17 protein-coding genes are annotated in these 23,986 nt (G+C 39.6%); 7 read left to right on the top strand and 10 right to left on the bottom strand.

The window, feature by feature from the left end:
- Positions 1 to 26: 26 nt before the first annotated feature.
- The 3 genes from NOS7107_RS10205 to NOS7107_RS10195 form a co-directional block, all read right to left on the bottom strand.
- Positions 27 to 3,329, bottom strand: a complete 3,303-nt coding sequence (locus NOS7107_RS10205) for a GAF domain-containing protein (RefSeq protein ID WP_015112893.1) — start codon at positions 3,327 to 3,329, stop codon at positions 27 to 29.
- Between the two features lie 323 nt (positions 3,330 to 3,652).
- On the bottom strand, positions 3,653 to 4,840 hold the full coding sequence (locus NOS7107_RS10200; protein ID WP_015112892.1) for a TRC40/GET3/ArsA family transport-energizing ATPase: 1,188 nt from the start codon (positions 4,838 to 4,840) through the stop codon (positions 3,653 to 3,655).
- A gap of 247 nt (positions 4,841 to 5,087) precedes the next feature.
- A complete protein-coding gene (locus NOS7107_RS10195; RefSeq protein WP_015112891.1) occupies positions 5,088 to 6,335 on the bottom strand; it encodes a glycosyltransferase in 1,248 nt (415 codons plus the stop codon).
- A 299-nt stretch (positions 6,336 to 6,634) separates the two neighbouring features.
- Here NOS7107_RS10195 and NOS7107_RS10190 point away from each other — a divergent pair, with 299 nt between their 5' ends.
- Positions 6,635 to 8,041 carry a serine/threonine-protein kinase gene (locus NOS7107_RS10190; RefSeq protein WP_015112890.1) on the top strand — a complete coding sequence of 469 codons (1,407 nt, stop codon included), beginning with the start codon at positions 6,635 to 6,637 and terminating at the stop codon, positions 8,039 to 8,041.
- 106 nt (positions 8,042 to 8,147) lie between these two features.
- On the opposite strand, the gene NOS7107_RS10185 is transcribed toward NOS7107_RS10190, so the two are convergent.
- The 4 genes from NOS7107_RS10185 to NOS7107_RS10170 form a co-directional block, all read right to left on the bottom strand.
- Positions 8,148 to 8,549, bottom strand: a complete 402-nt coding sequence (locus NOS7107_RS10185) for a hypothetical protein (protein WP_015112889.1) — start codon at positions 8,547 to 8,549, stop codon at positions 8,148 to 8,150.
- Between the two features lie 160 nt (positions 8,550 to 8,709).
- Complete coding sequence (locus NOS7107_RS10180) at positions 8,710 to 9,708, bottom strand: glycosyltransferase (protein WP_015112888.1); 999 nt, start codon at positions 9,706 to 9,708, stop codon at positions 8,710 to 8,712.
- Positions 9,709 to 9,714: 6 nt separating this feature from the next.
- Positions 9,715 to 10,377: a DUF6391 domain-containing protein gene (locus NOS7107_RS10175; protein ID WP_015112887.1), complete on the bottom strand. Its 663-nt coding sequence runs from the start codon at positions 10,375 to 10,377 to the stop codon at positions 9,715 to 9,717.
- Between the two features lie 362 nt (positions 10,378 to 10,739).
- Positions 10,740 to 11,003, bottom strand: a complete 264-nt coding sequence (locus NOS7107_RS10170) for a helix-turn-helix transcriptional regulator (protein WP_015112886.1) — start codon at positions 11,001 to 11,003, stop codon at positions 10,740 to 10,742.
- A 478-nt stretch (positions 11,004 to 11,481) separates the two neighbouring features.
- Here NOS7107_RS10170 and NOS7107_RS10165 point away from each other — a divergent pair, with 478 nt between their 5' ends.
- Entirely contained in the window at positions 11,482 to 12,459 is a 978-nt protein-coding gene (locus NOS7107_RS10165; protein WP_015112885.1) for a carbohydrate kinase, read from the top strand.
- Positions 12,460 to 12,586: 127 nt separating this feature from the next.
- Here the strand turns inward: NOS7107_RS10165 and sfsA are convergent, their stop codons facing one another.
- Complete coding sequence (sfsA, locus tag NOS7107_RS10160) at positions 12,587 to 13,312, bottom strand: DNA/RNA nuclease SfsA (protein WP_044500707.1); 726 nt, start codon at positions 13,310 to 13,312, stop codon at positions 12,587 to 12,589.
- A gap of 218 nt (positions 13,313 to 13,530) precedes the next feature.
- Here sfsA and NOS7107_RS10155 point away from each other — a divergent pair, with 218 nt between their 5' ends.
- The 4 genes from NOS7107_RS10155 to NOS7107_RS10140 all read left to right on the top strand — a co-directional run bounded on the left by NOS7107_RS10155 (position 13,531) and on the right by NOS7107_RS10140 (position 18,801).
- Positions 13,531 to 14,142, top strand: coding sequence for a GDSL-type esterase/lipase family protein (locus tag NOS7107_RS10155; protein WP_015112883.1), 612 nt, complete (start codon positions 13,531 to 13,533; stop codon positions 14,140 to 14,142).
- 150 nt (positions 14,143 to 14,292) lie between these two features.
- Positions 14,293 to 15,540, top strand: a complete 1,248-nt coding sequence (locus tag NOS7107_RS10150) for a ribulose bisphosphate carboxylase small subunit (RefSeq protein WP_015112882.1) — start codon at positions 14,293 to 14,295, stop codon at positions 15,538 to 15,540.
- Between the two features lie 152 nt (positions 15,541 to 15,692).
- A complete protein-coding gene (locus NOS7107_RS10145; protein ID WP_015112881.1) occupies positions 15,693 to 17,972 on the top strand; it encodes an FUSC family protein in 2,280 nt (759 codons plus the stop codon).
- A 397-nt stretch (positions 17,973 to 18,369) separates the two neighbouring features.
- Positions 18,370 to 18,801 (top strand): cyclic nucleotide-binding domain-containing protein, encoded by a 432-nt coding sequence (locus tag NOS7107_RS10140; protein ID WP_015112880.1) that lies wholly within the window; start codon positions 18,370 to 18,372, stop codon positions 18,799 to 18,801.
- 189 nt (positions 18,802 to 18,990) lie between these two features.
- On the opposite strand, the gene NOS7107_RS10135 is transcribed toward NOS7107_RS10140, so the two are convergent.
- Positions 18,991 to 19,896 carry a succinyl-CoA synthetase subunit alpha gene (locus tag NOS7107_RS10135; RefSeq protein WP_015112878.1) on the bottom strand — a complete coding sequence of 302 codons (906 nt, stop codon included), beginning with the start codon at positions 19,894 to 19,896 and terminating at the stop codon, positions 18,991 to 18,993.
- 31 nt (positions 19,897 to 19,927) lie between these two features.
- Positions 19,928 to 21,151: a succinate--CoA ligase subunit beta gene (locus tag NOS7107_RS10130; RefSeq protein ID WP_015112877.1), complete on the bottom strand. Its 1,224-nt coding sequence runs from the start codon at positions 21,149 to 21,151 to the stop codon at positions 19,928 to 19,930.
- 886 nt (positions 21,152 to 22,037) lie between these two features.
- Between NOS7107_RS10130 and NOS7107_RS10125 the strand changes: the two genes are divergently transcribed.
- Complete coding sequence (locus NOS7107_RS10125; RefSeq protein WP_015112876.1) at positions 22,038 to 23,831, top strand: hypothetical protein; 1,794 nt, start codon at positions 22,038 to 22,040, stop codon at positions 23,829 to 23,831.
- Positions 23,832 to 23,986: the final 155 nt, after the last annotated feature.

Here is a 23,986-nt window from a genome sequence, read left to right as displayed (position 1 = left end):
TCAACGATTAAATTTTACTCAGCACTTCAAGTATGAATACTTTGCTGAATAGGCACTTCAATGCGAAATTCTGTGCCTTGCCCTGGTTGGGAATCGCATTGAAAAATACCGCCGTGCTTTTCTACGACAATTTGATAACTAATGGATAGCCCCAAACCTGTACCTTTACCCACGGGTTTAGTTGTGAAAAATGGGTCAAAGACGCGGGTTTTCACAGCTTCCGGGATGCCTACACCATTATCTTTAATGTAAATCACTACGCTAGGTATATTGTTGTTTATCTCACTAACAGTAGTGCGAATAGTAATTTGATGTTGATGAGTTGCTGATTCTGGGTGATATTCTAAAGCATCGATCGCATTACTCAACACATTCATAAATACTTGGTTGAGTTGCCCTGCATAACACTCTACCAATGGCAAATCACCATATTCTTGGATGACTTGAATGTCAGCACTATCTGATTTTGATTTCAGGCGGTGCTGTAAAATCAGCAGTGTACTATCCAGTCCTTCATGAATGTTGACTACCTTCATTTCAGCTTCATCAAGGCGGGAGAAATTACGTAAGGACATCACAATTTGTCGGATACGTTCCACACCAACGCTCATTGAGGAGAGAGTTTTCGGCAAATCTTCTGAGAGAAATTCTAAATCAATATCTTCGAGGCGATCGCAAATTTCTAAACTGGGATTGGGATATTGTTTCTGATACAGATTTAGCATTGCCAGTAAATCATCAGCATACTCTCGGACATGGGATAAATTGCCATAGATAAAATTCACCGGATTATTGATTTCATGGGCAACACCCGCGACTAACTGACCCAGTGAAGACATTTTTTCGGTTTGGATAAGTTGAGTTTGGGTTGTTTGTAGTTCGTGCAGAGCCTCAGCTAATTGTTGGGTTTGCTGTTTGGTCTGGGAGAGCAAATCAGCTTGCTCTAGTGCAACAGAAAGTTGAGTAGCTACTTGAGTTGCAAATTGAATTTCCGAAGCTTGCCATTCACGCGGTTGGTCACACTGATGAATACACAACAAACCCCAGAGTTCATTACCTTTGGCGAGAGGAACTACCAAATTGGCTTCTACCTGAAGTTTCTCCAGCATATTCAAGTAACAAGGGTTGAGTCCAGAGTTGTGAACGTCCGTAATCACATGTACCCTTCCCTGACGATGCAAGGCAATATATTTTTGCTTAAAGCAAGTATCTTGAATTTTTAAAGCGATCGTCGAGATAAACCCAGGTAAAATATCCTCGGCAACTACTTCACCCTCATCTAGTTCGGCATTCGGATCAAAGCGATAAACAACAACTCGGTCAGCATTTAAAGTGCGGCGAACTTCATGAGCCGTTGCACTAAAAATTGTCTCTAAGTCCAGAGATTCTCGTAGTTTGGCAACTACTTCAAACAATATTTGTCGTTGTTCTGCGGCTTTCCGCAAATCAGCGGCTTGTTGCTGAGTTTGCATGAGTAACTGGGCTTGTTGCAATGCTATGCCCAATTGAGCCGCAATTTGGCTGAGAAAACTAACTTCCGAAGGTTTCCATTCACGGGAACCAGAATGTTGGTAGGTGCAAAGTAAGCCCCACAGTTTCTGCCCGACAAAAATAGGAGCTAGGACGAAAGCATGAATATGATAATACTCTAAATTATCTACATGGCACTGAGTAAAGCCCATTTTATAGATATCATCGACGGCAAATGTTTCGTTATGGCGGTAACGTCCTCCTGCTGTGTTTTGGAGGTAAGTGTCATTCCAAATGGTATTTACCCTAATTTTGGCTTCATTTGTCCAATGTGGACTAGCAGCTTCAAAATCTCCGACAAATTCGCCACCCCATTCTTCTGTAAAGCGATAAACCGAAACGCGATCAGCTTTAACTAACAGACAGACTTCTTGGGTAGTGATTTGAAAAATTGTGTCGATATTTAAAGACTCACGAATTTTGGCAATCACACCAAACACAGCTTGTTGTTGTTCTGATGTGCGTTGCAATTCAAGTGTACGCCTTTTGACTTGATGTTCTAAATTATGATTAAAGCCTTGTACTTGTTGATAAAGTTCATATTGTTGAATTGCTGAGGCAAAATGTTTAGCGATTTCTCTCGCTAATTCAATTTCTGTTGCTGTCCATTGTTGCGCTTGGGCTGTTTTTGATTCTTTCCAGATATCAAATGACAGACGGGGAAAACGCTGGCGGCGATCGCGGTCAATTTGACCAGCCCACAAGGTTTCTGTGTCTATTTCATCTCGAAAAATGCTCAAGTAGCCGACTAACTGCTGACGATAATACAGGGGAATCATTAGCAGGCTGCGAATTTTGGTTGGCTGAAAAGCCAGTTGCAAAGTTCGCAAATTCGAGGTTTGATAAATATCATTAATTGCCCAAACGTCGTATACTTTCGACTCATAATGTTGTTGCCAGACACTATACTGCTCCATGAAAGGATAGATAGTTTCTTCAGGAATTTCTGGCTGTTGTCCACAGGTGTAAACCTGAATGCAATTACTACCTGGGATTAAACATTCGTTGAGACTCTTTGCATGACCATTTTGGAGGTTAAAAGCCTCGTTTCTTATACACAATCTGCCACCAGAACCTTTAAAAGCAGCTACAGTTGCTTCTAAGGCTGGTTGTAAAACAATGGTAGGGAGTGAATGCAGGAGAGTTGCAATGCGATTAATCACACTTTCCCGTTCTGCTTTAGCGCGGGCTTGGGTGAGCAGATTACTTTGAGCGATCGCTACTGATAATTGATCTACTACCATTTGCATCGCTGCTAATTCATATTCTGAAATCGAATGCCCTTGGGAATTATGAGATACTAACAGCCCCCAAAGTTGCTCTTGATGAAAAATTGGCGCTACTACACTAGATTTAACTCCCATAGCCGTTAAATATTCAGCATGGCAAGGATCTACTGGGCGGTAACGAATATCTTCTGGTTTCAGTTCGCCTGTGTCTAAAGGAATCAACGGACTATGGCCAATCTGCTGCAATTCCAAATTCACAATAGAACGTACCTTAGACTTAATAAACAGTTCACGGGCATGGGGCGGAATATCATCGGCTGGAAAATTTAGCCCTAACAGTGAAGGTAAACGCTGTTCATAAATTGACTCACCAACGACTTGACCACTACCATCAGTATGAAACTGATAAATCATTACTCGGTCAGTTCCCAACAAGTAGCGTACTTCTGCTGTTGTTGTTGCAATAATTTCTTCTAACTCTAATGTTTGACGAATACGGTTTGTAATTCGGCGTAGAAGACTCTCTTGATCTGGTCTTGTTTGCCAGGTTAGATCAGCTATTTGAGACATTGTTTTTAAATTTTAAAAAAATCAGAAATTAAATAACGAGTCATCCATAAATCTAGAATCATTGTGAGTTTTTGATAATCTATTTGTCTACAGTAAAACCACGGTCAAAATACAGTAAATACTCTGAGGTTTTTGTTACAGGTTTTCACATTATTTTTTTTATAAAAAGTTTGTCTTCTATTTATAGATTTTCGATAAATTTTTGTTGGTTAAAAAGTTCAAATAAGCAGATATTTATATTTTGAGAAAAAAGTAGAGACAAGAAAAATTATCTGTCTCTACTATTAAGTATTCAGTTGTATTTGAGTCTTTTTACCAGAGAATTAGACTCTAGTATTATTGACAAAGCGGATTCTTAAATAATCTTCTTCCATCTTGGCACTAGCAGGTTGTAATGCTGCCAAAGCTTGCGGCAGTACTAGGTTGCGGCGATGGTTGCCAATTGTAATGTTTAACTCATCACCTGTTTTACTGAGTTGTATTTGGTGTTTTGGGATACCTGGTAAATACAGTTCTAAACTGTATTCGTTTTGTTCTTGCACCACTCTAACTGTTGTTTCTTTGTAATAAACTTGACTAGGGTCTTCGTCTTTGTAGAGAATATCCTTCAGTCTTTCGAGGGCTGCCAAACCACACATTTCTTCTGAGAAAAGTGGAACTTCTTTGACAGGTAGAGGATGAAAATTTTCGTGAATTTCTTGACGATATTCTTCTTGATTTTGTTTCCAACGCTGAAAGAATGGATCTTCTACTTCTGGAGGAATAATCCGATTAGCAATGACTAAATCTGTAGCCACATTGTACAAGCTTAAATAAGCATGAGCGCGTAGTGATTCTTTAATCACCATCTTCTCTGGATTGGTGACAAGACGCACAGAGGTTTGAGTATTATCTGTTAATACTTTTTCCAACGCTTCAATTTGTTCATAAAACTCGTAAGGTGCATCCATTACCTCTTTGTCAGGTAAGGAAAAACCCGCAATGGGTTTAAAAATTGGTTCCACTAAAGGACGCAGTGCTACCGAGATATTTTGAAACGGTTTGTAAAAGCGGCGCATATACCAGCCACCGACTTCTGGCAAACTCAATAAACGCAAAGCTGTACCTGTGGGGGCTGAATCAATTATCAGAACATCAAAATCCCCTTCATCATAGTGGCGTTTCATTCTTACCAAGCTGAAAATTTCATCCATACCTGGTAAAATCGCCAATTCTTCCGCCTGGACTCCGTCCAAACCTCGCGCCTGTAAAACTTGGGTAATGTAGCGCTTCACCGCACCCCAGTTACCTTCGAGTTCTTGCAGTGCATCCAGTTCTGCACCCCATAAATTTGGGCGAATTTGTTTGGGTGCATGACCCAGGTCTAAATCAAAACTATCAGCTAGGGAGTGTGCAGGATCTGTACTCAAAACGAGTGTACGGTAGCCAAGTTCTGCACAACGAAGTCCTGTAGCGGCAGCAACAGAGGTTTTTCCCACACCGCCTTTGCCTGTCATCAAAATTACGCGCATTATCTCGAATTTATAAGGTTTTTAGCTTGTGAGTCCTCTAAAATGCTTAATTAATGCTCAAAGAGGCAATCATTAGTTTTCAGCAAGATATTAAGTATGAATTTGATACTCAATATCTCTGCCAAAAAAATACTCTTCTTTTATTATTACGTAATTTTCCGACTCACAAGTTGCCCCAATCCCAAATTCTGGAATAGCCCATCAAGTTTCTCATCCAAAATCTCAAATCTCAAATGGAAATGAGTCTTTACCTGATTAATCCAATCTCGTATAAACCTTGGCGCAGTCTTTTGGCTTCTTCGAGATTATGCTGCTGTTCGTGTAGCAGAATCGCATTTTTAAAAGCTGTCTTACTGGCTTGGAGATTGCCAACTTTTAGCTGTACTACACCTAAATTTTGATATGCTTCTGCATAATAAGGATTCAATCTGATGGCTTTTTGATAACAAGCGATCGCATCAGTGAACAAATTCAAAGCCTTTAATGTCATGCCTAAGTTATAATGTCCAGTCACAAAATCTGGATCAATCTTTAAAGCTGTTTCGTAAGCTTTTTTGGCACCGTTTAAATCGCCTGCATCTTTACGTAAGTTGCCTAAATTATTATATGCTCCCAATTTCAGCATCGGATAAATTGGTAATTTAATGGCAGCTTGATAATGTTCTAGGGATAGTTGCGGCTTTTTTAAATGATTATATGCAATGCCTAAATGATAGTGGAGTTCATATAAGATTTCGTAGTTGTCTTCTGATTGATTTGCAGCCATACAAGCTAGGTTTTGCTGCTGTATTGACTTACCAGTTGCTTGGTTGAGTCCACGTTGCAATAACTCAATACCTTGAGAGATTTTGCCAGTTTCAACGTAGAGCGCACCTAATTTACTGCAAACATAAGGATCATTGGGATGAGTGGAAAGAAACTCTAGCATTGCAGCTTGAGCTTTGGCCGATTTATTATTTTGGGCGATCGCACTCTTTTGATATCCTGTATGCAGAATCGCTACACCCTGCAAATAACCCACTTGCCAATGAGGTTCTTTTTGTAAAATTGCCGCTACACTGTCATCGACTAAAGCATGATAAGGCCGTTCAAAGCGAATTTCGGGATGATGGCGAAACAAGCGTGAAACTAAAGAATAGGGAGATTGAATTGCACCTACTTCTTGGCGAACCAGGTTAATTAAGATATATTCATCACTTTGGATTACCTCTTGCAACTGTGGCACAATGCTGGGAGCCAGTATCTCATCCGCATCTAAAACCAGTACCCAATCACCAGTGACATATTTTAAAGCTGCATTGCGGGCAGTACTAAAGTTATTTGACCATTGAAAATGATGTACTTTCGCCCCGAATTGTTGGGCAATTTCGGCAGTGCGATCGCTAGAGCCTGTATCTAACACTACCATTTCATCAACAAAATCTTTAACACTATTCAGGCACTTCGGCAACGCAATTTCTTCATTTTTAACAATCATGCACAGACTAATACTCATAAGCAAACTTCAACTGATTTACTTGTATTTATTAAACATAGGAGATGCAGTTTCCAGAATTCAGCAATCATAATTAATCTAGCAATCCTCAATGAGTTGCTTACACATCTACTCCCTGTTTCTACGAGTAGTTTACACATCAAACCGGATTGCTATATGTCAACTCTACTGGCTACCAGTTAGCATTTAGCACTTGATGACAGATAAAAAGCTGATTCTGATTCTTAATTCTGCTGTATGTGCAAAAATCAAGATTAACAAATCAGTGAGTAGTTATTCTCAAAGAGAGGGGAAACTTCATGCTGGGTCAAACGGTCGGGGGACGCTACCAAATTCTGACTCAATTGGGGCGGGGAGGATTTGGCACGACTTTTGTAGCTCAAGATATGCAACGACCGGGAAATCCCCAGTGTGTTGTCAAGCAATTTAAGCCAATGGCGAATGATCCCTATACCTTAAATGCAGCTAAACGCTTTTTTGATTTAGAAGCCGCTATTTTGGAAATGTTAGGGAAACATGACCAAATCCCGCAATTATTGGCTCACTTTGCCGAAGAAAAAGAATTCTTTTTAGTACAAGAATTTATTCCCGGTCATGATCTCAAACAAGAACTCCCGCCTTTCAGTGATAAATTAACTGAATCTGCTGTTATTCAACTGTTAAAAGATATACTGGCGGTTTTAGCATTTGTGCATCAAAATCATGTTATTCATCGTGACATTAAACCGGAGAATATTCGCCGCAGAGAATCAGATGGCAAAATAGTGTTAATTGACTTTGGTGCAGTTAAACAAGTTAGTACCCAAATGACTAGCACCTCTGGGCAAACAAGTTTTACTGTTGCTATTGGTACACCTGGTTATATGCCTAGTGAACAAGCTAATAGCAATCCCCATCTCAGTAGCGATATCTATGCAGTGGGCATCATTGCTATCCTGGCTTTAACAGGGATAAATCCGGCTGGTGGTAGTCACTCATTACCCAGAAACCCGGCTACGGGGGAAATTGATTGGCGTAACAAAGTCAAAGTTAGCCCACAGTTTGCCAGTATTTTAGATAAAATGGTGCGCTATGATTTTCGTCAGCGTTACCCTACAGCCGAGTCAGTATTGCAAGCATTAGAAATGTTGGACAAAGCACCATTAACTAAGCTGCAACAATCTTTGCCAAAAAAATTTTTGATGGGGTTAGGAATTACAGCCGCAGCAGTTGCAGTCGCAGCGATAATTTTATCTCAAATCAAAATTAATACAACTAACTTTCTCAACTATGCTGCTCAGGGAATAAAAATTAACTATCCTGATAATTGGGCAGTCCAAGCAACACCTAACGCTGTGACTCAAGATATAGTTACTTTTTTATCACCTAAACAAAGTCATGCTGACCAGTTTCCTGAACTTTTGACTATTAGAGTCGAACCACTTGCTAGTACTTTAGATGAGTCAAAAGATTTATTTATTCGAGAAGTTAAAAATACTATAGATGATGCTCAAATAGAAAGTTCCAATGAAACCACACTGGCAAATAAACGGGCTAACCAACTAGTATTTACAGGGAAAAGTGATACTGGTCGGTTAAAAAGTCTGCAAGTTTGGACTTTACAAAATGATAATGCTTATATTATTACTTATACTGCAACCTTGGAAGATTACCATAAATTTTTGCCCGTAGCGGAAAAAATGATTCAATCTTTTGTGATTGAATAAAGCCTGAAATTGTTAATTTCTCAAAAACCATATCCCCGAATTCTTGAAGAATTCGGGGATATAAAGTTGACTAATTTTCACAAATCAATATTATTTGGAGATTGTTTTAAAACTGAGTAACCGTCAAACTGACACCACCAGAATCTAGACGAGGAACTTTTAAGTAATCTACTGGTTCGCCGTTACGTTGATTTGGTTCGCTATTACTTGGTTTTTCGCATTCCTTAATTGCTGCTTCAGGATCGTTAAGAATTTCTAAAGGTTTAATATTTTTACATCCTTTTTCTTCTCTGACTCGGCCGATAGAGTCAGCGATTTGTCTTAAGGCATTAGCGCGATCGCTGGCGTTAACTGCGCTAGTGTTAATTGTAATTGGTTCAGTGATCAGGGTAGCAGCTTCGTTGCGTTCGATAGTCAGTGGTGCGATTTCGGCTGATTGAGCTTGAACAGGACGAGCAAGGGCGATCGCACTGACAACCACAGCTAAAGTTATAAATAGGCGTTTCATCCTTTAACCCCTGAATTAAGTTATGTGTGATACCTACAAGTGCAATTCCATGTTATCCGCAAGCAATTAAAATGTAATCTCCTGTAAATTTTACTGTGTTCCATTAGCGAAACTGGCACAGTGAATCATCAATATCAGTAATTTTACGATTCCACCCTAATTAACCCTGAAAATATTTTTTCTTCACTTTCTTATATATACTTTTAATGATTAATCTTTTTAATCTTATTTGCGTCAAATTTTTGATATTAGATTGATAATGCTGTTTGTGGTCAAAAAACTCATTTAATTCATCTAAAATTACTTCTAGTCTCTGAAGAATATTTTCATAGCGGTACTCATTCAGCACCTGTTCTGACAAACTTAAACCTGATGAAGCTTGAATTGCTTTAAGAATTCTGGCAACATCATATTCTTGGGAATACCCAGCAATTTTATAACAATTAAATCCTGGATCTAAATAATCTGAAAGCCCACCATTAACGCTAGAAAATACCTGACATCCACAAGCCAAAGCTTCCATTGGTTGCAGTCCAAAGCCTTCGCTTACCGCCTGTTGCGCCCAGTATTCCGCGGAATCGTAAAGGTAAACCTTCGCCCGATTAAATAATCCTGGTAAATCTTCTACATAAGAATCAACTACCTGCACATTGCATTTTTGTTTTAATGTGGGAATTAACTCTGTTAATAAATACTCAGAAGATTTTCGCGCCTGAACTAACACATCAATATCTCGATTCAAATGTAAATTTTGAAATTCAGGGCTAATTTCATTTGGTAAATAATAAATTAGTGTATTGGGAGATTTTTGACCCCAATAACCCAATGTGTTGCGACTCACAGTAATAATGGGAATACTTGCAGGTAAATTAAAGTTGTAACCAGAACTGTGGGCATGATAAACTACATTTTGTCGCTTCAGGTTGTTAGCTAATTTAGCAACATCAAATCCCCAACTAATGATAAAAATTACATCATTTAAATTTTGTGCTTTGAGCAAGTCATTTAAAAATATCTTATCTGGTTCCCTTTGGCGGTAAGTGACAACTTCTGCACTACAAATTTGTTGAGCAAGTTTCAATGTTTTTAGTTCTGCCCAGAGACCACCACAGGCAAACTTACCACTGGTTCCAGGAAGTAGAAAGTAAAGTTTTCGCATGACAAATTACAAATTAAGTTCTCGCCATTTTACCTTGACAAAATGTCCTTGCCTGCCCCAAACATCACGAGTCACAGTAATATTTTCAACTATCAGGTTAAAAGGAATAGCCGTTGTCAGATAACGTTGAGCGATGGAACCTATATCTGGGGCAATTTCTGCTGCTGTTGTAGCTGCTAGTCCTAAACCAATTAATTGTTCAACTGGCCGGAAAGGTAACAACAAATTCACACCTACAGCTAGTCCAGCTGTTAACAACATTGTTACAGATAAATTCGTACCACAACGGGGATGTACTGCTAAATCCCATTCACCATGCGTTAGGCGATACAGGGCTTGGCTGACCGCACGCCGCAAGTTGCTAATATTCACTTCGCCATAGAGGTAAAATCCTTGATCAGTGGATAAACCGCCCAATAATTCGTTATCAAGTTGAATTGTATTTGGTCTTCCTGGGGGAGTATGGGCGTTTTTTGTTTCACTCAGAACCCAGACTGTAGCATGTTCTAAGGCGTGAACTTGCCGCAGCATAAGTATTTCTTTCAAACCCGGAACAAATGATAGCTGTCTGACTAAATCAGCGTCTAAAGTAGATTGAGGCGTAGTGAAGTCAAAGTTAAAAAAATTAAAAGAAGACAAGCTACCTTGAACAGAAGCAGAAGTTTCCATAGCAACACTGCTCCCTAAACTGATGGAGCAATATAGATTTCCTACAAATGTAGCGCTTGTGGCCAGGGTTTATTGCTAATTTTTATTGATGACTGGATAAATATCTTTTTAAATATGGTGAAATGTACCATTGATCCAGTTTTGCCAAACTGAATCAACGGTAACAGTCTTGCACGATAACTAATAACTAAGTAATCTGTTCTGCCTGATATTGATGCGAGCGAGAACTAAAGGTTCACGCTGAAATAGATGCGTGAGGAGGAAAACAAGCCGTGAACCATCAAAATGTCCATAGCTGCACGCCAGAAGCGATTTATGACATCTGCCAAACGCCAGTGACCGCATCTGTACTAGCACATAATTCACTCGTTCTGGTTAGGCAAGGTACAGCAATTCACATCATTCAAGCAAACCTTACCCCACTGTAAAGCCCAGCGGACGAGAGCCACTCGGTTTTCAGTTTGGGTTTTGGTGAGAATATTGCTGATGTGGTTATCAACTGTTCGCTTGCTAATTTCTAGTTTTGCTGCAATTTCTTGGTTAGTTAAGCCAGCGGCCACTAAGTCGATAATTTGCAGTTCTCTGTCAGACAGAGTAACAGGGGTCTGAGACTCGCCACCAGCCATGACTGATTCTATCCTCTCTTTGGTATATGTACTTAATCACTCTATTTAATTCTAGAAGATTCTTTTGTTGGTAGGGATTTGAAGTGTTAGCTGCAATACGATTGACAATAATTTTTTTCAAGTTTAGTTGGATGAAAAATTTGCACAAAATTAATTAAAGGTTGTTTTTAGCACTTAATTTATAAATTAATTAAGTATTAATTCGTAAAAAATAAAAGCGGGAATTAGAGCCTACATATTCCGTAAGAGTGATAAAAATTGCTATTTCATTCTATGAAGGACTGGCGACAGATAATGAAGATTATTGTAGATTTTATACTGACCTCACAAGACCTAAAAAGTCAGGAGTCAACAGGGAAAACGCAGAATTTAGAATTCAGAGTTCAGGTAGAAAAATTCTGAACAGTATTTATTTTTGAATTCTGATATCAGGATTCTTCTTTCCTTCCTAAACCCAAATCGCAAATCTAAAATTGAGATGAGCAATCCCCGTGTTTTGTGTCTTGGTGAAATTCTCTTTGATTGTTTAGCCGATCAATTAGGGCTAAAGCTAGAGGAGGTAAAGTCTTGGACTCCTTATCCCGGAGGAGCGCCAGCTAATGTGGCCTGTGCTTTGGTGAAACTGGGAACTTCCGCCGGATTTGTCGGAGCCGTGGGTGAGGATGAACCGGGAAATGCGCTGGTTGAGTTACTACAAGAAGTTGGGGTAGATATAACGGGTGTACAACGCCATCCGACTGCGCCAACGCGACAGGTGTATGTGGTGCGTGATTTAGCTGGCGATCGCACTTTCGCTGGCTTTGGTCAATATGATACATCTGAATTTGCCGACACCCGTCTACAAGCCAAGCAATTACCTGTTTCGCTGTTTCAAGAGGCAGATTTTCTCGTTTTGGGTACTTTAGAATTAGCTTATCCTGACAGCGAACAGGCAGTTTATCGCGCTTTAGATCTGGCAGAACAATTCGACATGAAAATCGTGCTAGATGTAAATTGGCGACCAGTATTTTGGCAAGACGAAAATATCGCGCGGCAAAAAATTCAAAACATATTTAAGCGCGTTGACTTTCTCAAACTCTCTAAAGAGGAAGCCGAATGGTTATTTGATACCGCAGATGCAGGAGCTATTACTTACCGTTTAAATTCTGTGGAAGGAGTGCTGGTGACAGATGGTGACAAGGGTTGTGCTTATTGTTTAGGTGGAAACGAAGGTGTATTACCTTCTTTTCCTGTAAAAGTAGCTGACACAACTGGCGCAGGAGATAGCTTTTTGGCAGGATTTATCCATCAACTAAGTCAGCATGGTATTCAGAAATTAGCAGATGCTGATACAGCCAAGCGGATTGTTACCTATGCTAGTGCTGTGGGAGCATTGACTACAATTAAACCAGGAGCGATCGCCTCTCAACCCACCGCCGCAGAAGTCGAATCTTTTCTCACGGCTCATCAACTTTAACAGGACTTTTGTCTGTTGAGAATGGGTGTAAGAGTGTGGGGGTGTAGAGGGTAAGGGTTTTGAACATCTACACTCCTCACCTTCCGTCAAACCCTTGATTTTTCGTCTGACTACGTACGTCCTGAGTTTAAATGATGAGTTTTGCCAAACCTAAATAACGGATACCTTCGGGTGAGATATCAAAGCGACAAGGTAATACTTCTAAACCGAGGGCGATCGCTTGCCGTAATAACTGCCCATATACTGGATCTGTAGTATCACCAGGGGCAAATTCTGTACAATCACTCCGGTTAATAAAATACAACATGACAGAACGTGTTAATGGTAACAGCGCCATTAATTCTCGTAAGTGTTTTTGTCCTCTGGTGGTTTCTGTATCGGGAAATAATGCTAAAGTTCCTTGCGCCCAAGTTGTATTTTTTACTTCTAAGTATATCGGGCGTTCTGTATCACTACCTGTTAACAAAAAATCTACACGACTTTTTTTATCTAAGCCATAAACCACTTCACCTTTAATTTGGCTGTAATTCCCTAATTCTGGAAATAAATATTTTGCTAAAGCTAGTTTAACGATGCGATTAGGTAAGGCTGTATTTACACCTACCCAAGTTGGTTCGTTATCTTGTACTTGAATTAGTTCGAGGGTGTAAGCCAGTTTACGGTTAGGATTATCACTTTTAGATAACTGCACCAAACTACCGAGGGTTGAGACTCCCGTCATTGGCCCTGTATTGGGACAATGTGCGGTTACTATTTGGCCATCAGCAAGTTGCACATCAGCAAAAAAGCGCTTGTAACGCTTTAGTAAAACACCAGGGTAAAGAGTAGGGTAACGATAAAGCCAATCAAGCATTTTTTGCAAAACCAACCACAAATGCACACAGCATCATACCTTAGTTAGTCTTTGGTTTGAACATCAAAATATAGATATTAGATTGAACCAACTTCAGCAAGTACATAGATAGATAAAATTTATCCATCTGTAGCAATCGCACAGGGAACATCTGCTAAAATGCGCGATCGCTCAAGATTACCAGAAAATAGAGAACACAAAAAGCTTAACCCATATTTATGGATATAAAACCTCTATCTGAAGTGAGAATTTGCTTTTTAGGCGAATCCTTTGTTAACGGAACAGGCGACCCAGAATGTCTTGGTTGGACAGGTAGAATTTGTGTAAATGCTAATAAAAAAGGTTATGACATCACCTATTATAATTTAGGTGTAAGGAGAGAAACGAGTACTGAACTGAAAAATCGTTGGCATAGAGAAGTTACTTATCGTTTACCAAAAGAATATGATGGTAAACTTGTATTCTCTTTTGGAGTAAATGACACAACTCTAGAGAATGGTAAAACTCGCGTTTCTATTGCAGAATCACTCAACAATATTCGTGATATTTTGAGCATAGCTAAACAGTTATATCCTATTTTAATGATTAGTCCGCCACCATGTGCAGAGACAGAACAAAATCAACGAATTGGTAACTTAGCCCAAGAATTTTCTTTAGTGTGTCAGCAATTAAATGTGCCTTATCTCAACGTTTTTCCGATATTAATTAAATCAAACACCTGGATAGAAGAAGCACAAAATTATGATGGCGCTCATCCGCGAGGCGCAGGCTATGCTGAACTTGCTGAAATTGTTGATAATTGGGAAGCTTGGTTAAATTGGTTTAAATAAACATGGCAATAGGAAAAAAAAATATATATTCAGTACTAATAAAATTTGGCTCTCCCAGAGTAGTTATGATAAATTTCTACCACAAGATTAGTAAACATTAGTCACCAAAAAAACTTAGCATTATTTAATGAGTCTTCACCAGCGATAATTATGAGTTATTATATTGCTCCTCGATTTTTAGATAAAATTGCTGTTCACATCACCAAGAACTTCTTAAATCTTCCTGGTGTGAGAGTACCTTTGATTTTAGGCATTCATGGACGTAAAGGTGAAGGAAAAACCTTTCAGTGTGAGTTAGCTTTTGAAAAAATGGGTGTGGAAGTCACACTGATTTCTGGTGGTGAATTGGAAAGTCCAGATGCAGGAGATCCGGCGCGGTTGATTCGGTTGCGATATCGGGAAACAGCAGAACAAGTCAAAGTGCGCGGTAGAATGTGCGTGCTGATGATTAACGACTTAGATGCAGGTGCAGGACGCTTTGATGAAGGTACTCAATATACTGTAAACACACAGTTGGTCAATGCCACACTGATGAATATTGCAGATAATCCCACAGATGTACAATTGCCGGGAAGTTATGACTCAAACCCGATACGGCGTGTACCAATTATTGTGACAGGTAATGATTTTTCCACTTTGTATGCACCGTTAATTCGGGACGGACGGATGGAAAAATTTTATTGGGAACCTAACCGTGATGAAAAAGTGGGAATTGTCGGTGGGATTTTTGTCGAAGATGGACTTTCATCGCGGGAAGTTGAACAGTTTGTTGATACCTTCCCGAATCAATCAATAGACTTTTTTAGTGCTGTGCGTTCCCGAATTTATGACGAACAAATCCGGAAATTTATCCATGAAATAGGATTTGAAAATATATCTTTGCGTGTGGTAAATAGCGTGGAAGGGCCACCAACATTTAAAAAGCCAAATTTCAACTTGTCTCATTTAATTGAGTCTGGTCATTTTATGGTGGGTGAACAAAAACGGGTGGAAAATTCGCAGTTGGTGGATGAATATAATCGCTTGAATCGAGGTAGAAGTTATCAAGTAGCGCCACCAAAGGTAGAAACACCAATTAGTCAGCCATCTACTAATGGATCTCGTCAACTGGAACCATTAAATACTCATGTATCTCTAGAAACACAAGAACAAATTCGGCAAATTTTATCTCAAGGTCACAAAGTTACTTTTGAACATGTAGATGAACGCCGTTTCCGCACAGGTGCTTGGCAGAGTTGCGGTACAATTCACATCGATGCTGAATCTGATGCGATCTCAACTTTAGAGTCACATCTGGCTGAATATAGCGGTGAGTATGTGCGTTTGGTCGGAATTGATCCAAAAGCGAAGCGAAGAGTTGTGGAAACAATTATTCAACGTCCGAAGGGAAATAATTAGTAATTGATAGATTAATTTTCAAAGGCGATCGCCTTTTATTGTTGATGATCTAAACATAGTGATTTAAAAGCGATCGCAGTTTTCGTCCTTGAGACATATTCTCTAGATGTTCTAATCTTTGGACAATAAATCAGTGAATCACCAGCATCATCATGCTATCCACAAATAAACATTCTTTTAGTTGGTTGTTGCAGCAGTTTCAACTCAAGCCAGGTAAACCCGCTATTCTCATAGGTTTTCGTAGCCTGTTAATTTTGGGTGTTCCCATTGGTTTTGGCATGATCACTGGTAATGCGGCTGCAAGTGCGATAGCGACTATGGCTGCTTGGTTTGTGGGGATGGTAAATGTTGATGGTACTTATCGCCAGCAATTAAAGGCGATGATTGCAACTACCATTACTGTAACGACGGTATTTTTAATAGCCAGCGTAGTTAGTGGTCAGCCTTGGTTAGCTATCCCAACGACATTTGTGGTGATATTTATTGCAGGTTTAGCAGGTCTGTATGGCAATGTAGCCTCATCTATCAGCTTGGTTACTTCCATTATGTTTGTGATTGCCCTGGCTAGATTTGCGACATTTACCAATTTTCCGACCCTGATTCTACACTGTGGGTTATGTATAGCTGGGGGAACATGGACAATTTTGCTGTCATTAGGCCTTTGGGCGGTGCAACCTTATGACCCTGTAATGCAAACTGTGGCTAACTGTTATCTCTCGTTGAGTAAATTTATCGATTTAGCCAGGGAGAGAGTATTCAATTACCAGAATAGCCAGGAGTGGACAGAACAATTTTTACAAGCTCAAGATACGGTAATTCAAAATTTAACATCAGCCCGTAGTGTGTGGACAGCCAGATGGACTGTGCAGAAAGGTGCGAACCAGCAGGGAAATAATTTATTAGTTTTAATTGAGGATGCTAATCAAATTGTCAATTCTGTTGTGGCACTGAATGAATTATTAGCGATCGCATCAGCACATCAATTATTTTCTCAGTTACAAAGAGAGATTCAACAAGTTATAGAACAATTGGCAATTGCTCTAAAAATGTTATCAAAAGCCATTGCCACAAAGAAAACCTCAGTTCATTTAGGAGATTTAGATCGCACAATTGAGGCATTACAACACCAATGGCGAGTTCTGCGTTTTCATGTCATCAAAACAACCAACTTTCAAACAGATAACTATAATGATTTAGTTCAACTGCGGAAGATTACTAGCAGTTTGATCAATCTGGCACAACAAATTCATACTGATGCAGAGATTATTACAGATTTAAGTCAAGGAAAACAGCGTCATATTTCTCAAGCAGAAATTTCCCCTCTACCTCAGTCACAGCCTGCGGCAATTCTTGATACATTGCGAAATAACTTTACTTTTGATTCCGTCAGCTTTCGCCATGCGCTACGCCTAGCAATAATTACAACATTTGCAGAATTGATCGCCGCAATATTGCAACTACCTAGAGGTTACTGGATTACTTTAACAGCCTTAGTCGCCCTCAAACCCAACTTTGGTGGCACATCTGAAACCACAGTCCAAAGAGTCATCGGGACGATTTTGGGGGGAATTATGGGGATTGTGCTGATTTTATTAGTCAAGAATCAAAGTGCGATCGCATTTTGTTTACTGCTGTTGGTGTTTATTGCTATGTCAGTGCGACCTTTAAGCTACAGCATATTTACCCTATTGCTCACTCCCGCCATTATCTTACTCCTTAACTTGATGAGTGCAGATGGCTGGCAGGTAGGAGTATTGCGGATTGTTGATAGCCTATTTGGAGGTGTTTTAGCCTTATTTGGCAGCTATTTACTATTTCCCAGTTGGGAACGATCGCAACTTCCGGCACAATTAGAAAAGACAATTCGCGCCAATCTTGCCTACTTTCAGCAAGTTATTGCTAACTATCTTCATCCAGAGCAAAATGTGTTTGCTGGTATCAATAACCTACGTCATCAAGCTGCTCTAGAGAATGCCAATGCGACAGATGCGGCTCAACGATTATTCAGCGAACCTCGTCATATTCAGGGAGAAATCGAACCTGTAATGACTTTGATAGTCTACATTCGTGGCTTGTTCAGTTCGGTGACAACTCTTGCAGAACATCTGCGAGAATTTAGCGGCGAATATCAATTTACTGAACTCCAGCAACTTACAGATAGCATTGTGCAAGTTTTGGAAAACTTAGCAGATAGTCTACAACAAGGAATGCCACCCCAACCATTACCATATATAGATAATTATCTCGAATTGATTCACAATCAAATTACACAGTTACATGCTGCTCGTTTATCAGAAATTGCCACACAATCTCAGATTTTAACTCCCACATTACAAGCAGTACGTGAACAAACTCCGCTATCTACAGAACTAGAGCGCATTATTCATGAAATTACAGTGATTCACTGTGTAATTACTCGTCTGCAAGCTTAAATAATCGTGGAGCAATTTTATTTCTCTCCCCTGGTTACTGAGTTTCGACTACGTTTTTGACAGAATCTCCCTAGCTATCTAAGTATAAATATTTAACAAAGATATTGCGCCTAGCAGTCAAAATTCGGACTAGGCTTAGTGGTAGCAATGTTAGCGGAATCTACTACAGAATACCCAATTCATCCTTTGGTCGTGATAGATTTAGCTACAGCAGCTACCAGCTTCATTGTTTAATGGATGTAGTTGTGGTTTTGGAGAACTTGGTAAAAAAATGTGATGATCAAATTAATTAAACTCGGTACTGAGTTGTGATTTTTATCGGTTAGTATGGCGATCGCATATTCAAAAATCTCAAAATTGCCCGATATTCTTCCTGGGTGTGTCTTAACTCTTAATTATGCTCAGTAGTGTTGACCGATTGTTATTTGTGCGCCGAGTCCCGATTTTTAAGGAATTGCGGGATGATTTTATTGTGCGGCTGACTTCAGTTATGCACGAGTTGTCATTTCCAGCAAATTACACAATTTTTAGACAGGGTGAAGAAGGGCGATCTCTTTACATTGTGGTATCAGGTAGAGTTAAAGTCCACATTGGTAATAAATTCTTGGCAGAAGTAGAACAGGGTAAATACTTTGGCGAAATGGCAGTATTTGATACACAGCCTCGTTCTGCTACCGCCACCACCATCGAACCTTGTGAATGTTTAGAACTAACACAAGAACAACTTTATGACGCAATTGAAGAAACTCCCGAAATTGCCGTAAATATCATTCGTGAGTTATCACGCCTCATTCGCAGATTGAATGAGAGTGTTGAAGTGACTAATTAATCACAAGCTTCTCGCCTAGTGCTGTTAGCGGTAGAGAGGCGTACAGTCGACGCTGAGTCGACATTCAGTCAGGACAATTATCTCAGGACTGTAGTCAATGTTGATTGCTCAAAGCCTGGAAAATAAAGGATTTATCCTCAGCACTCAGCCCTTTGCTATCAGACTAATTTCTTCCCGTGAGAATGAAAACTAATTCTGTAATTCAACAGAAAGGACTTTCAACTCATTCCTGACCAACTCAGGAATTAGGGAAGGACGGTCAGCCACAGGAACTTCTGCTTCTTTGAATGCTGTTAATTTACTTTGGGCTGTACCAAAAGTAGGATCACGGCCAATAACTGCGGCTAAAGTGCCAGTTTGTTGCCAATTTTTGACTGGTGGTACTTGTCTACCTGCAATATAGGCAATGACTGGTTTATCGATCGCTTCCGTAATATATCGCGCTGCGGCTTCTTCGCTACCACCACCGGGTTGACCAACTAACACAATCGCTTCTGTATTTTCATCTTCATCAAGAATTTGCAGCCATTGCAAAAACGATGAACCGACAATTGCATCACTACCAATGCTGACACTAATTGATTGTCCTAAACCAGCTTTGGTTAATTCCCTAGCGACTTCGTAGGTTAAAGTGCTGCTGCGGCTGACAATTCCCACAGGGCCAGGAGTATAAAATTCGCTGGGCTGAGTTCCTAAAAGAATTTTTCCGGGAACGATGATCCCCGGACTGTTTGGCCCCACTATCAAGGTTTCACAGGCTTCGGCTTTGCGGAGTAATTGCACCATATCTAATGGCGGCATTCCTGCTGTGATAATGATAATTTGGCGGATGTTAGAGGCGATCGCTTCTAACGCCGCATCTAATAACTGGTAAGGGTGAACACAGATTATTGTTGTGTCAATTATGCCAAACTGTGAAACAACTTCCTCAACTAAATCAAATACTGGCAAATCGTATTGTGTTTGTCCACCAAAACCAGGATTAACACCAGCAACCAAATTTGTCCCATAAGCTTTCATTTGCCCAATATTAGTTGCTGAGATAAATTCACTGAAGCCTTGGATAATAACTTTACTCTCTGGCGTTAAGTTCATAAAAAGTGTGAAGTTTGAAATTTAATCAGTCTTAACGTTTAACCTTGACAGATTGATAAGTAGCTGGTTTAGCCAGACGAATAGCTTGCGCTACTGCTTCATCTAAATCTTCTACCAAGACAATTTCACCTTGATTTTCTAAGGTGGCTAATAAATCTTTGGCTACATTCAATTCCGAACCAGCCAAGCGCACAACTAAGCAAGGAAGAGATAACTCCTGACGACTGCGGCTGCTATGAGTACGTTCAGGTTCACTATGATCTTGAATAAATTTGGCAATTACTTGTGCGGTAGCTTCGGCTTGGGGAATACTACCAAGGAGGTTAATCAGAATAACTTGAATGCTTTTGTCAGCAGCGAGGAGATTCAGTCCTTTAGCTAGGCGATCGCCAAAACTTGTGGGCAAAATATCAGTTAATAAACCATGTCGTAGATTCAACGGATGACTGGGCTTACCCCCAAGACTAACGACTAAATCAAAGGTAGCCATAATCGAACCTGCACCATTACCCAAAATCCCGATTTTGCCTTGGGTGTCTCCAGCATTCCCATCTTTCAACCTAGGGTTATGTTTGTTGCTGCTGTAACGGTTGCTAATTTTTGTGGCTAATTCAGCCAGTTCTGGATGACGACCAATAGCCCGTTCGTTAATGCTGACTTTGCCATTTAAGGCCATCACCTCATTCGCTGCATTCACTGCTAAAGGATTAATTTCTACTAAGTCTAAATCTTTTTGGATAAATAACTCATACATCTTTTCCACAACGTTGCTGACAGACTGCATCAGCGCACCTTGCAGACCCATTTTCAAAGCTAGTCGTCGCGCATAAAAAGGCGAAAATTCTTGTTCCACCACCACATACTGTAATTTCTCTCCTGCTGATTCCCAATCGATATCTGCTTCTTTACAACCTAAAAGTACTGGTCGGCAAACAGCTGTATCTAAAACTACTGCCAAATAAAATTCTTGTTTGCTATCATATCTAGTCTCTGCCAATAAAACTTCTGGTAATTGACCCCAAATTGGCAAATTAAAAATAGTTTGGGCTGCGGCGATCGCATCAATAGTTGTTTCAACAATTCTGACTCCACCAGCGTGAATTCTTTCGCCTGCGTATACTTGGGATTTGAGGACAATGGGATAATGAATTTTTAAGCGTTTGAGATCTGTAGGATGATCTATCCTTTGAGATGGCAAGACAGGAATACCTATGTTCCCAAACCATTCTTTAACTTGATATTCTAATAAATCCATCGTTATGCACCTTGTTTTACTACTACTAGAAGTATTTTTGTGGTGCTGTTGTTGATTTTTTACAGCAGCATAATTGCAGAATTAAGTCTAGTTCATCTGTATACATTAATTTTTGATGGATCAATTCTATCGAATTCAGCAAATGCCGCAAATGAATTTCCACCATCAACCCATAGAACTAAAGTTATATATTGTCCAATATTCTCAGTGAAATTGACAGCATATAACAAAATTAGCCGTTGTGTCAAAAACCCTAGCTTAGTATTTTTTCTCTCAGTTGAAAGATTTTTGTAACTAATACAACATTCAGACTTGACTTATCAACCGACTCAACTAATAGTGCGATCGCTATTACCGATTTCTTATACTTGAGGCTGTTAACAAATAAATTCAGAGTGTGTTAAACATTAAGCACACAGTGTTTCCTCGTGACAAAAAACTATGTTTGAAGGTAAAAATTTTATTATTCCCAATTTTTGATTTGTAATTACTTCTGATTTCAAAATAATTTATGAGTCTGAATTCAGAATTAAGCATAAATTCTTTACTATCAGGGTATCAACACATGGTGAAAGACTGTATTCAATTGCAAATTTAGCACTCTAAAATTAGTAGCAAGTATAAATTCTCGACTCATTAATTATAATTGTTAAATTAATGCTGAATTAGTAAATTCGCGCAGGTAAAAAAGTCTCATCGTAAAAATACGAATAATCACTGATATTAGATTTCGCCAGAACAGTCAAAATCTATGTTAGAAAGTTGGTTTATTTTATTTTTGTTTATGGTTGGTTAAATTGTGCATCTGGATTCAACAAACTCAAGTGATTCTTTTATTTCGCTCAAAGATAAAAAAACAATTATAGATAATCAGCGGGAACGCTCTATGAAAGTAGCAGTCCAGCAGGAAGATTTACAGCTGTTAGCGAGAACTTTGCAAGAACAACTTCTGGCACAAGTTCCATCGGGTAAAGTCTTCCAAATTAGGTGTGCGGTTAACAAAGACGAGTTGATGATTCTGATGCAACATCCACCTGGTGTGAAGGTTGACATCGAACAAGTATTTGCAGTGCTTGAGGATGCACTCCAGTCCCTACCCACCTACAGGGAACAACGGATACAATGCTTTCTCAGAGTGACCAGTGAAAAACTTCCTTACGCCAAGCGGGGAATTACTGTTAAGCAAAGAGAAGAAGACTTAGGGATCTGGGAAAATGGCAATACACAAGACTTTTCTGATTCTGGCTCATTTCCAGCTAGTGGCTCATTTTCTGAGGCTAACAATATCAATTCTGCATTTATTGCAGAAACTTTAGAAGAGGCAGAAGCGGAAACACTTTATGATCCCCTAGGGGATGCACCAGATTTAAGCACAATGCGCCGCCGCAAACCTTTGTTAGTATTCTCACCTGTGTTGCTGGGTGTAGGTTTAATGGTGATTGTTGTTTTCGGAGTTGGTGGTTATTTATTAACTCAGCCTTGTGTAATATCTGAGTGCAAAGAGTTAGAAACTGCGACGCAACTCAAAACAGAATCTCGCCAGCTGATGTATCGTGCGAAGTCAGAAAATGAATTAGTTAGAGTTAAACAGAAACTAGAGGCGGCTAGCGCTGCGTTGAATGTTATACCTCAATGGTCTCCCCGCCATCAACAAGCCGAGGAACTCAAAATCACCCTAGCCGAACAGTCAGACAAAATTAATCAAGTAGTGACAGCTTTGCAAACAGGTGATGCAGCTGAACAAAAAACCCAAACAGCCACCAATAGTTTAGAGGAATTAGAAGCTAGACAACACCTCTGGCGGCAAGCGATAGTCCCGTTAGAGACGGTCAATCCTAATAGCGAACTGTATAATTTCATTCAGCCTAAATTACTGAAGTATCGAATTAACTTACAAGCTGTTAATAAACAGTTAGTTGCTCAAGAACAATGGCTGAAAAAACTGACAGCCGCGAAAGGGGTTGCTAGTGTAGCGATAAAGTGGCAAACTTCGGCTAAATCTTTAAGAGAATGGCAGAAGGTACAGTCTACTTGGCAAGTTGCGGTGAACGCTTTAAGTGTCATTCCCCAGAATAGTCCAGCTTATCCCCAAGCACAAAAGCTGTTAATAGAATATAAACCACAATTTGCGAGGGCGCGCGATCGCGCTACCCTAGAACAATTGGCCGCGAAAAGCTACTTACAAGCACTTAGCATTGCAAAACAAGCCAAAGATTACGAAAAACTCAACCAATGGCAAGCTGCCGCCGCATACTGGCAACAGGCTGTACAAACCGCTCAAAATATTTCTCAAGATAGCTTATACTACACCCAAGCTCAAAGTTTGATTGCACCTTATTCTGAAGGACTCAAGCAAGCACAAGCCAAAGTCGAACTGATGAATACTTGGCAACAAACCCGTGTAGATTTAAATAAAACTTGTAATGCGGAAATTCGCATCTGCACTTTTACTTTAAATTACACCGGAATTATTGTCAGAACTACACCTGAATATGAACAAGCTATTCAAGGCGAGTTGTCACCAGCTAATCCTGAAAATCCAGACTCCACAACTAATACAAATAGTCACTGGCAAATCTTACAAGAAGCTCTCTCAGTTATTAGTGAGAATGCTAATTTACCCATTGTCATCTACAATTCCCAAGGCCAAGAAATTTATGTTCGTACCTCTGGTGGTTGATTAATTTATTTTGACAATTTTTTAAGTAAGAAAATCCATCAAGGAACGTAATTTTATAAAGTCTGTTAATTTTTTACATACAGACTTTATAGTAGCCATTGCGACATAACTTCCTTGCAAAGTCGTGGTTTAATAAAAATGACAAAAACAAAGAG

The organism is Nostoc sp. PCC 7107, from assembly GCF_000316625.1.
Lineage (GTDB): Bacteria > Cyanobacteriota > Cyanobacteriia > Cyanobacteriales > Nostocaceae > Nostoc_B.
The sequence above is the reverse complement of the archived record's forward strand: the minus strand, read 5'-3'. Positions and strand labels throughout refer to the sequence as shown.

Bases quoted from the DNA above. Each gene is read 5' to 3' on its own strand.
- NOS7107_RS10205 (WP_015112893.1), bottom strand. From the start codon at position 3,329: ATGTCTCAAATAGCTGATCTAACCTGGCAAACAAGACCAGATCAAGAG.
- NOS7107_RS10200 (WP_015112892.1), bottom strand. From the start codon at position 4,840: ATGCGCGTAATTTTGATGACAGGCAAAGGCGGTGTGGGAAAAACCTCT.
- NOS7107_RS10195 (WP_015112891.1), bottom strand. From the start codon at position 6,335: ATGAGTATTAGTCTGTGCATGATTGTTAAAAATGAAGAAATTGCGTTG.
- NOS7107_RS10190 (WP_015112890.1), top strand. From the start codon at position 6,635: ATGCTGGGTCAAACGGTCGGGGGACGCTACCAAATTCTGACTCAATTG.
- NOS7107_RS10185 (WP_015112889.1), bottom strand. From the start codon at position 8,549: ATGAAACGCCTATTTATAACTTTAGCTGTGGTTGTCAGTGCGATCGCC.
- NOS7107_RS10180 (WP_015112888.1), bottom strand. From the start codon at position 9,708: ATGCGAAAACTTTACTTTCTACTTCCTGGAACCAGTGGTAAGTTTGCC.
- NOS7107_RS10175 (WP_015112887.1), bottom strand. From the start codon at position 10,377: ATGGAAACTTCTGCTTCTGTTCAAGGTAGCTTGTCTTCTTTTAATTTT.
- NOS7107_RS10170 (WP_015112886.1), bottom strand. From the start codon at position 11,003: ATGGCTGGTGGCGAGTCTCAGACCCCTGTTACTCTGTCTGACAGAGAA.
- NOS7107_RS10165 (WP_015112885.1), top strand. From the start codon at position 11,482: ATGAGCAATCCCCGTGTTTTGTGTCTTGGTGAAATTCTCTTTGATTGT.
- sfsA (WP_044500707.1), bottom strand. From the start codon at position 13,312: ATGCTTGATTGGCTTTATCGTTACCCTACTCTTTACCCTGGTGTTTTA.
- NOS7107_RS10155 (WP_015112883.1), top strand. From the start codon at position 13,531: ATGGATATAAAACCTCTATCTGAAGTGAGAATTTGCTTTTTAGGCGAA.
- NOS7107_RS10150 (WP_015112882.1), top strand. From the start codon at position 14,293: ATGAGTTATTATATTGCTCCTCGATTTTTAGATAAAATTGCTGTTCAC.
- NOS7107_RS10145 (WP_015112881.1), top strand. From the start codon at position 15,693: ATGCTATCCACAAATAAACATTCTTTTAGTTGGTTGTTGCAGCAGTTT.
- NOS7107_RS10140 (WP_015112880.1), top strand. From the start codon at position 18,370: ATGCTCAGTAGTGTTGACCGATTGTTATTTGTGCGCCGAGTCCCGATT.
- NOS7107_RS10135 (WP_015112878.1), bottom strand. From the start codon at position 19,896: ATGAACTTAACGCCAGAGAGTAAAGTTATTATCCAAGGCTTCAGTGAA.
- NOS7107_RS10130 (WP_015112877.1), bottom strand. From the start codon at position 21,151: ATGGATTTATTAGAATATCAAGTTAAAGAATGGTTTGGGAACATAGGT.
- NOS7107_RS10125 (WP_015112876.1), top strand. From the start codon at position 22,038: ATGAAAGTAGCAGTCCAGCAGGAAGATTTACAGCTGTTAGCGAGAACT.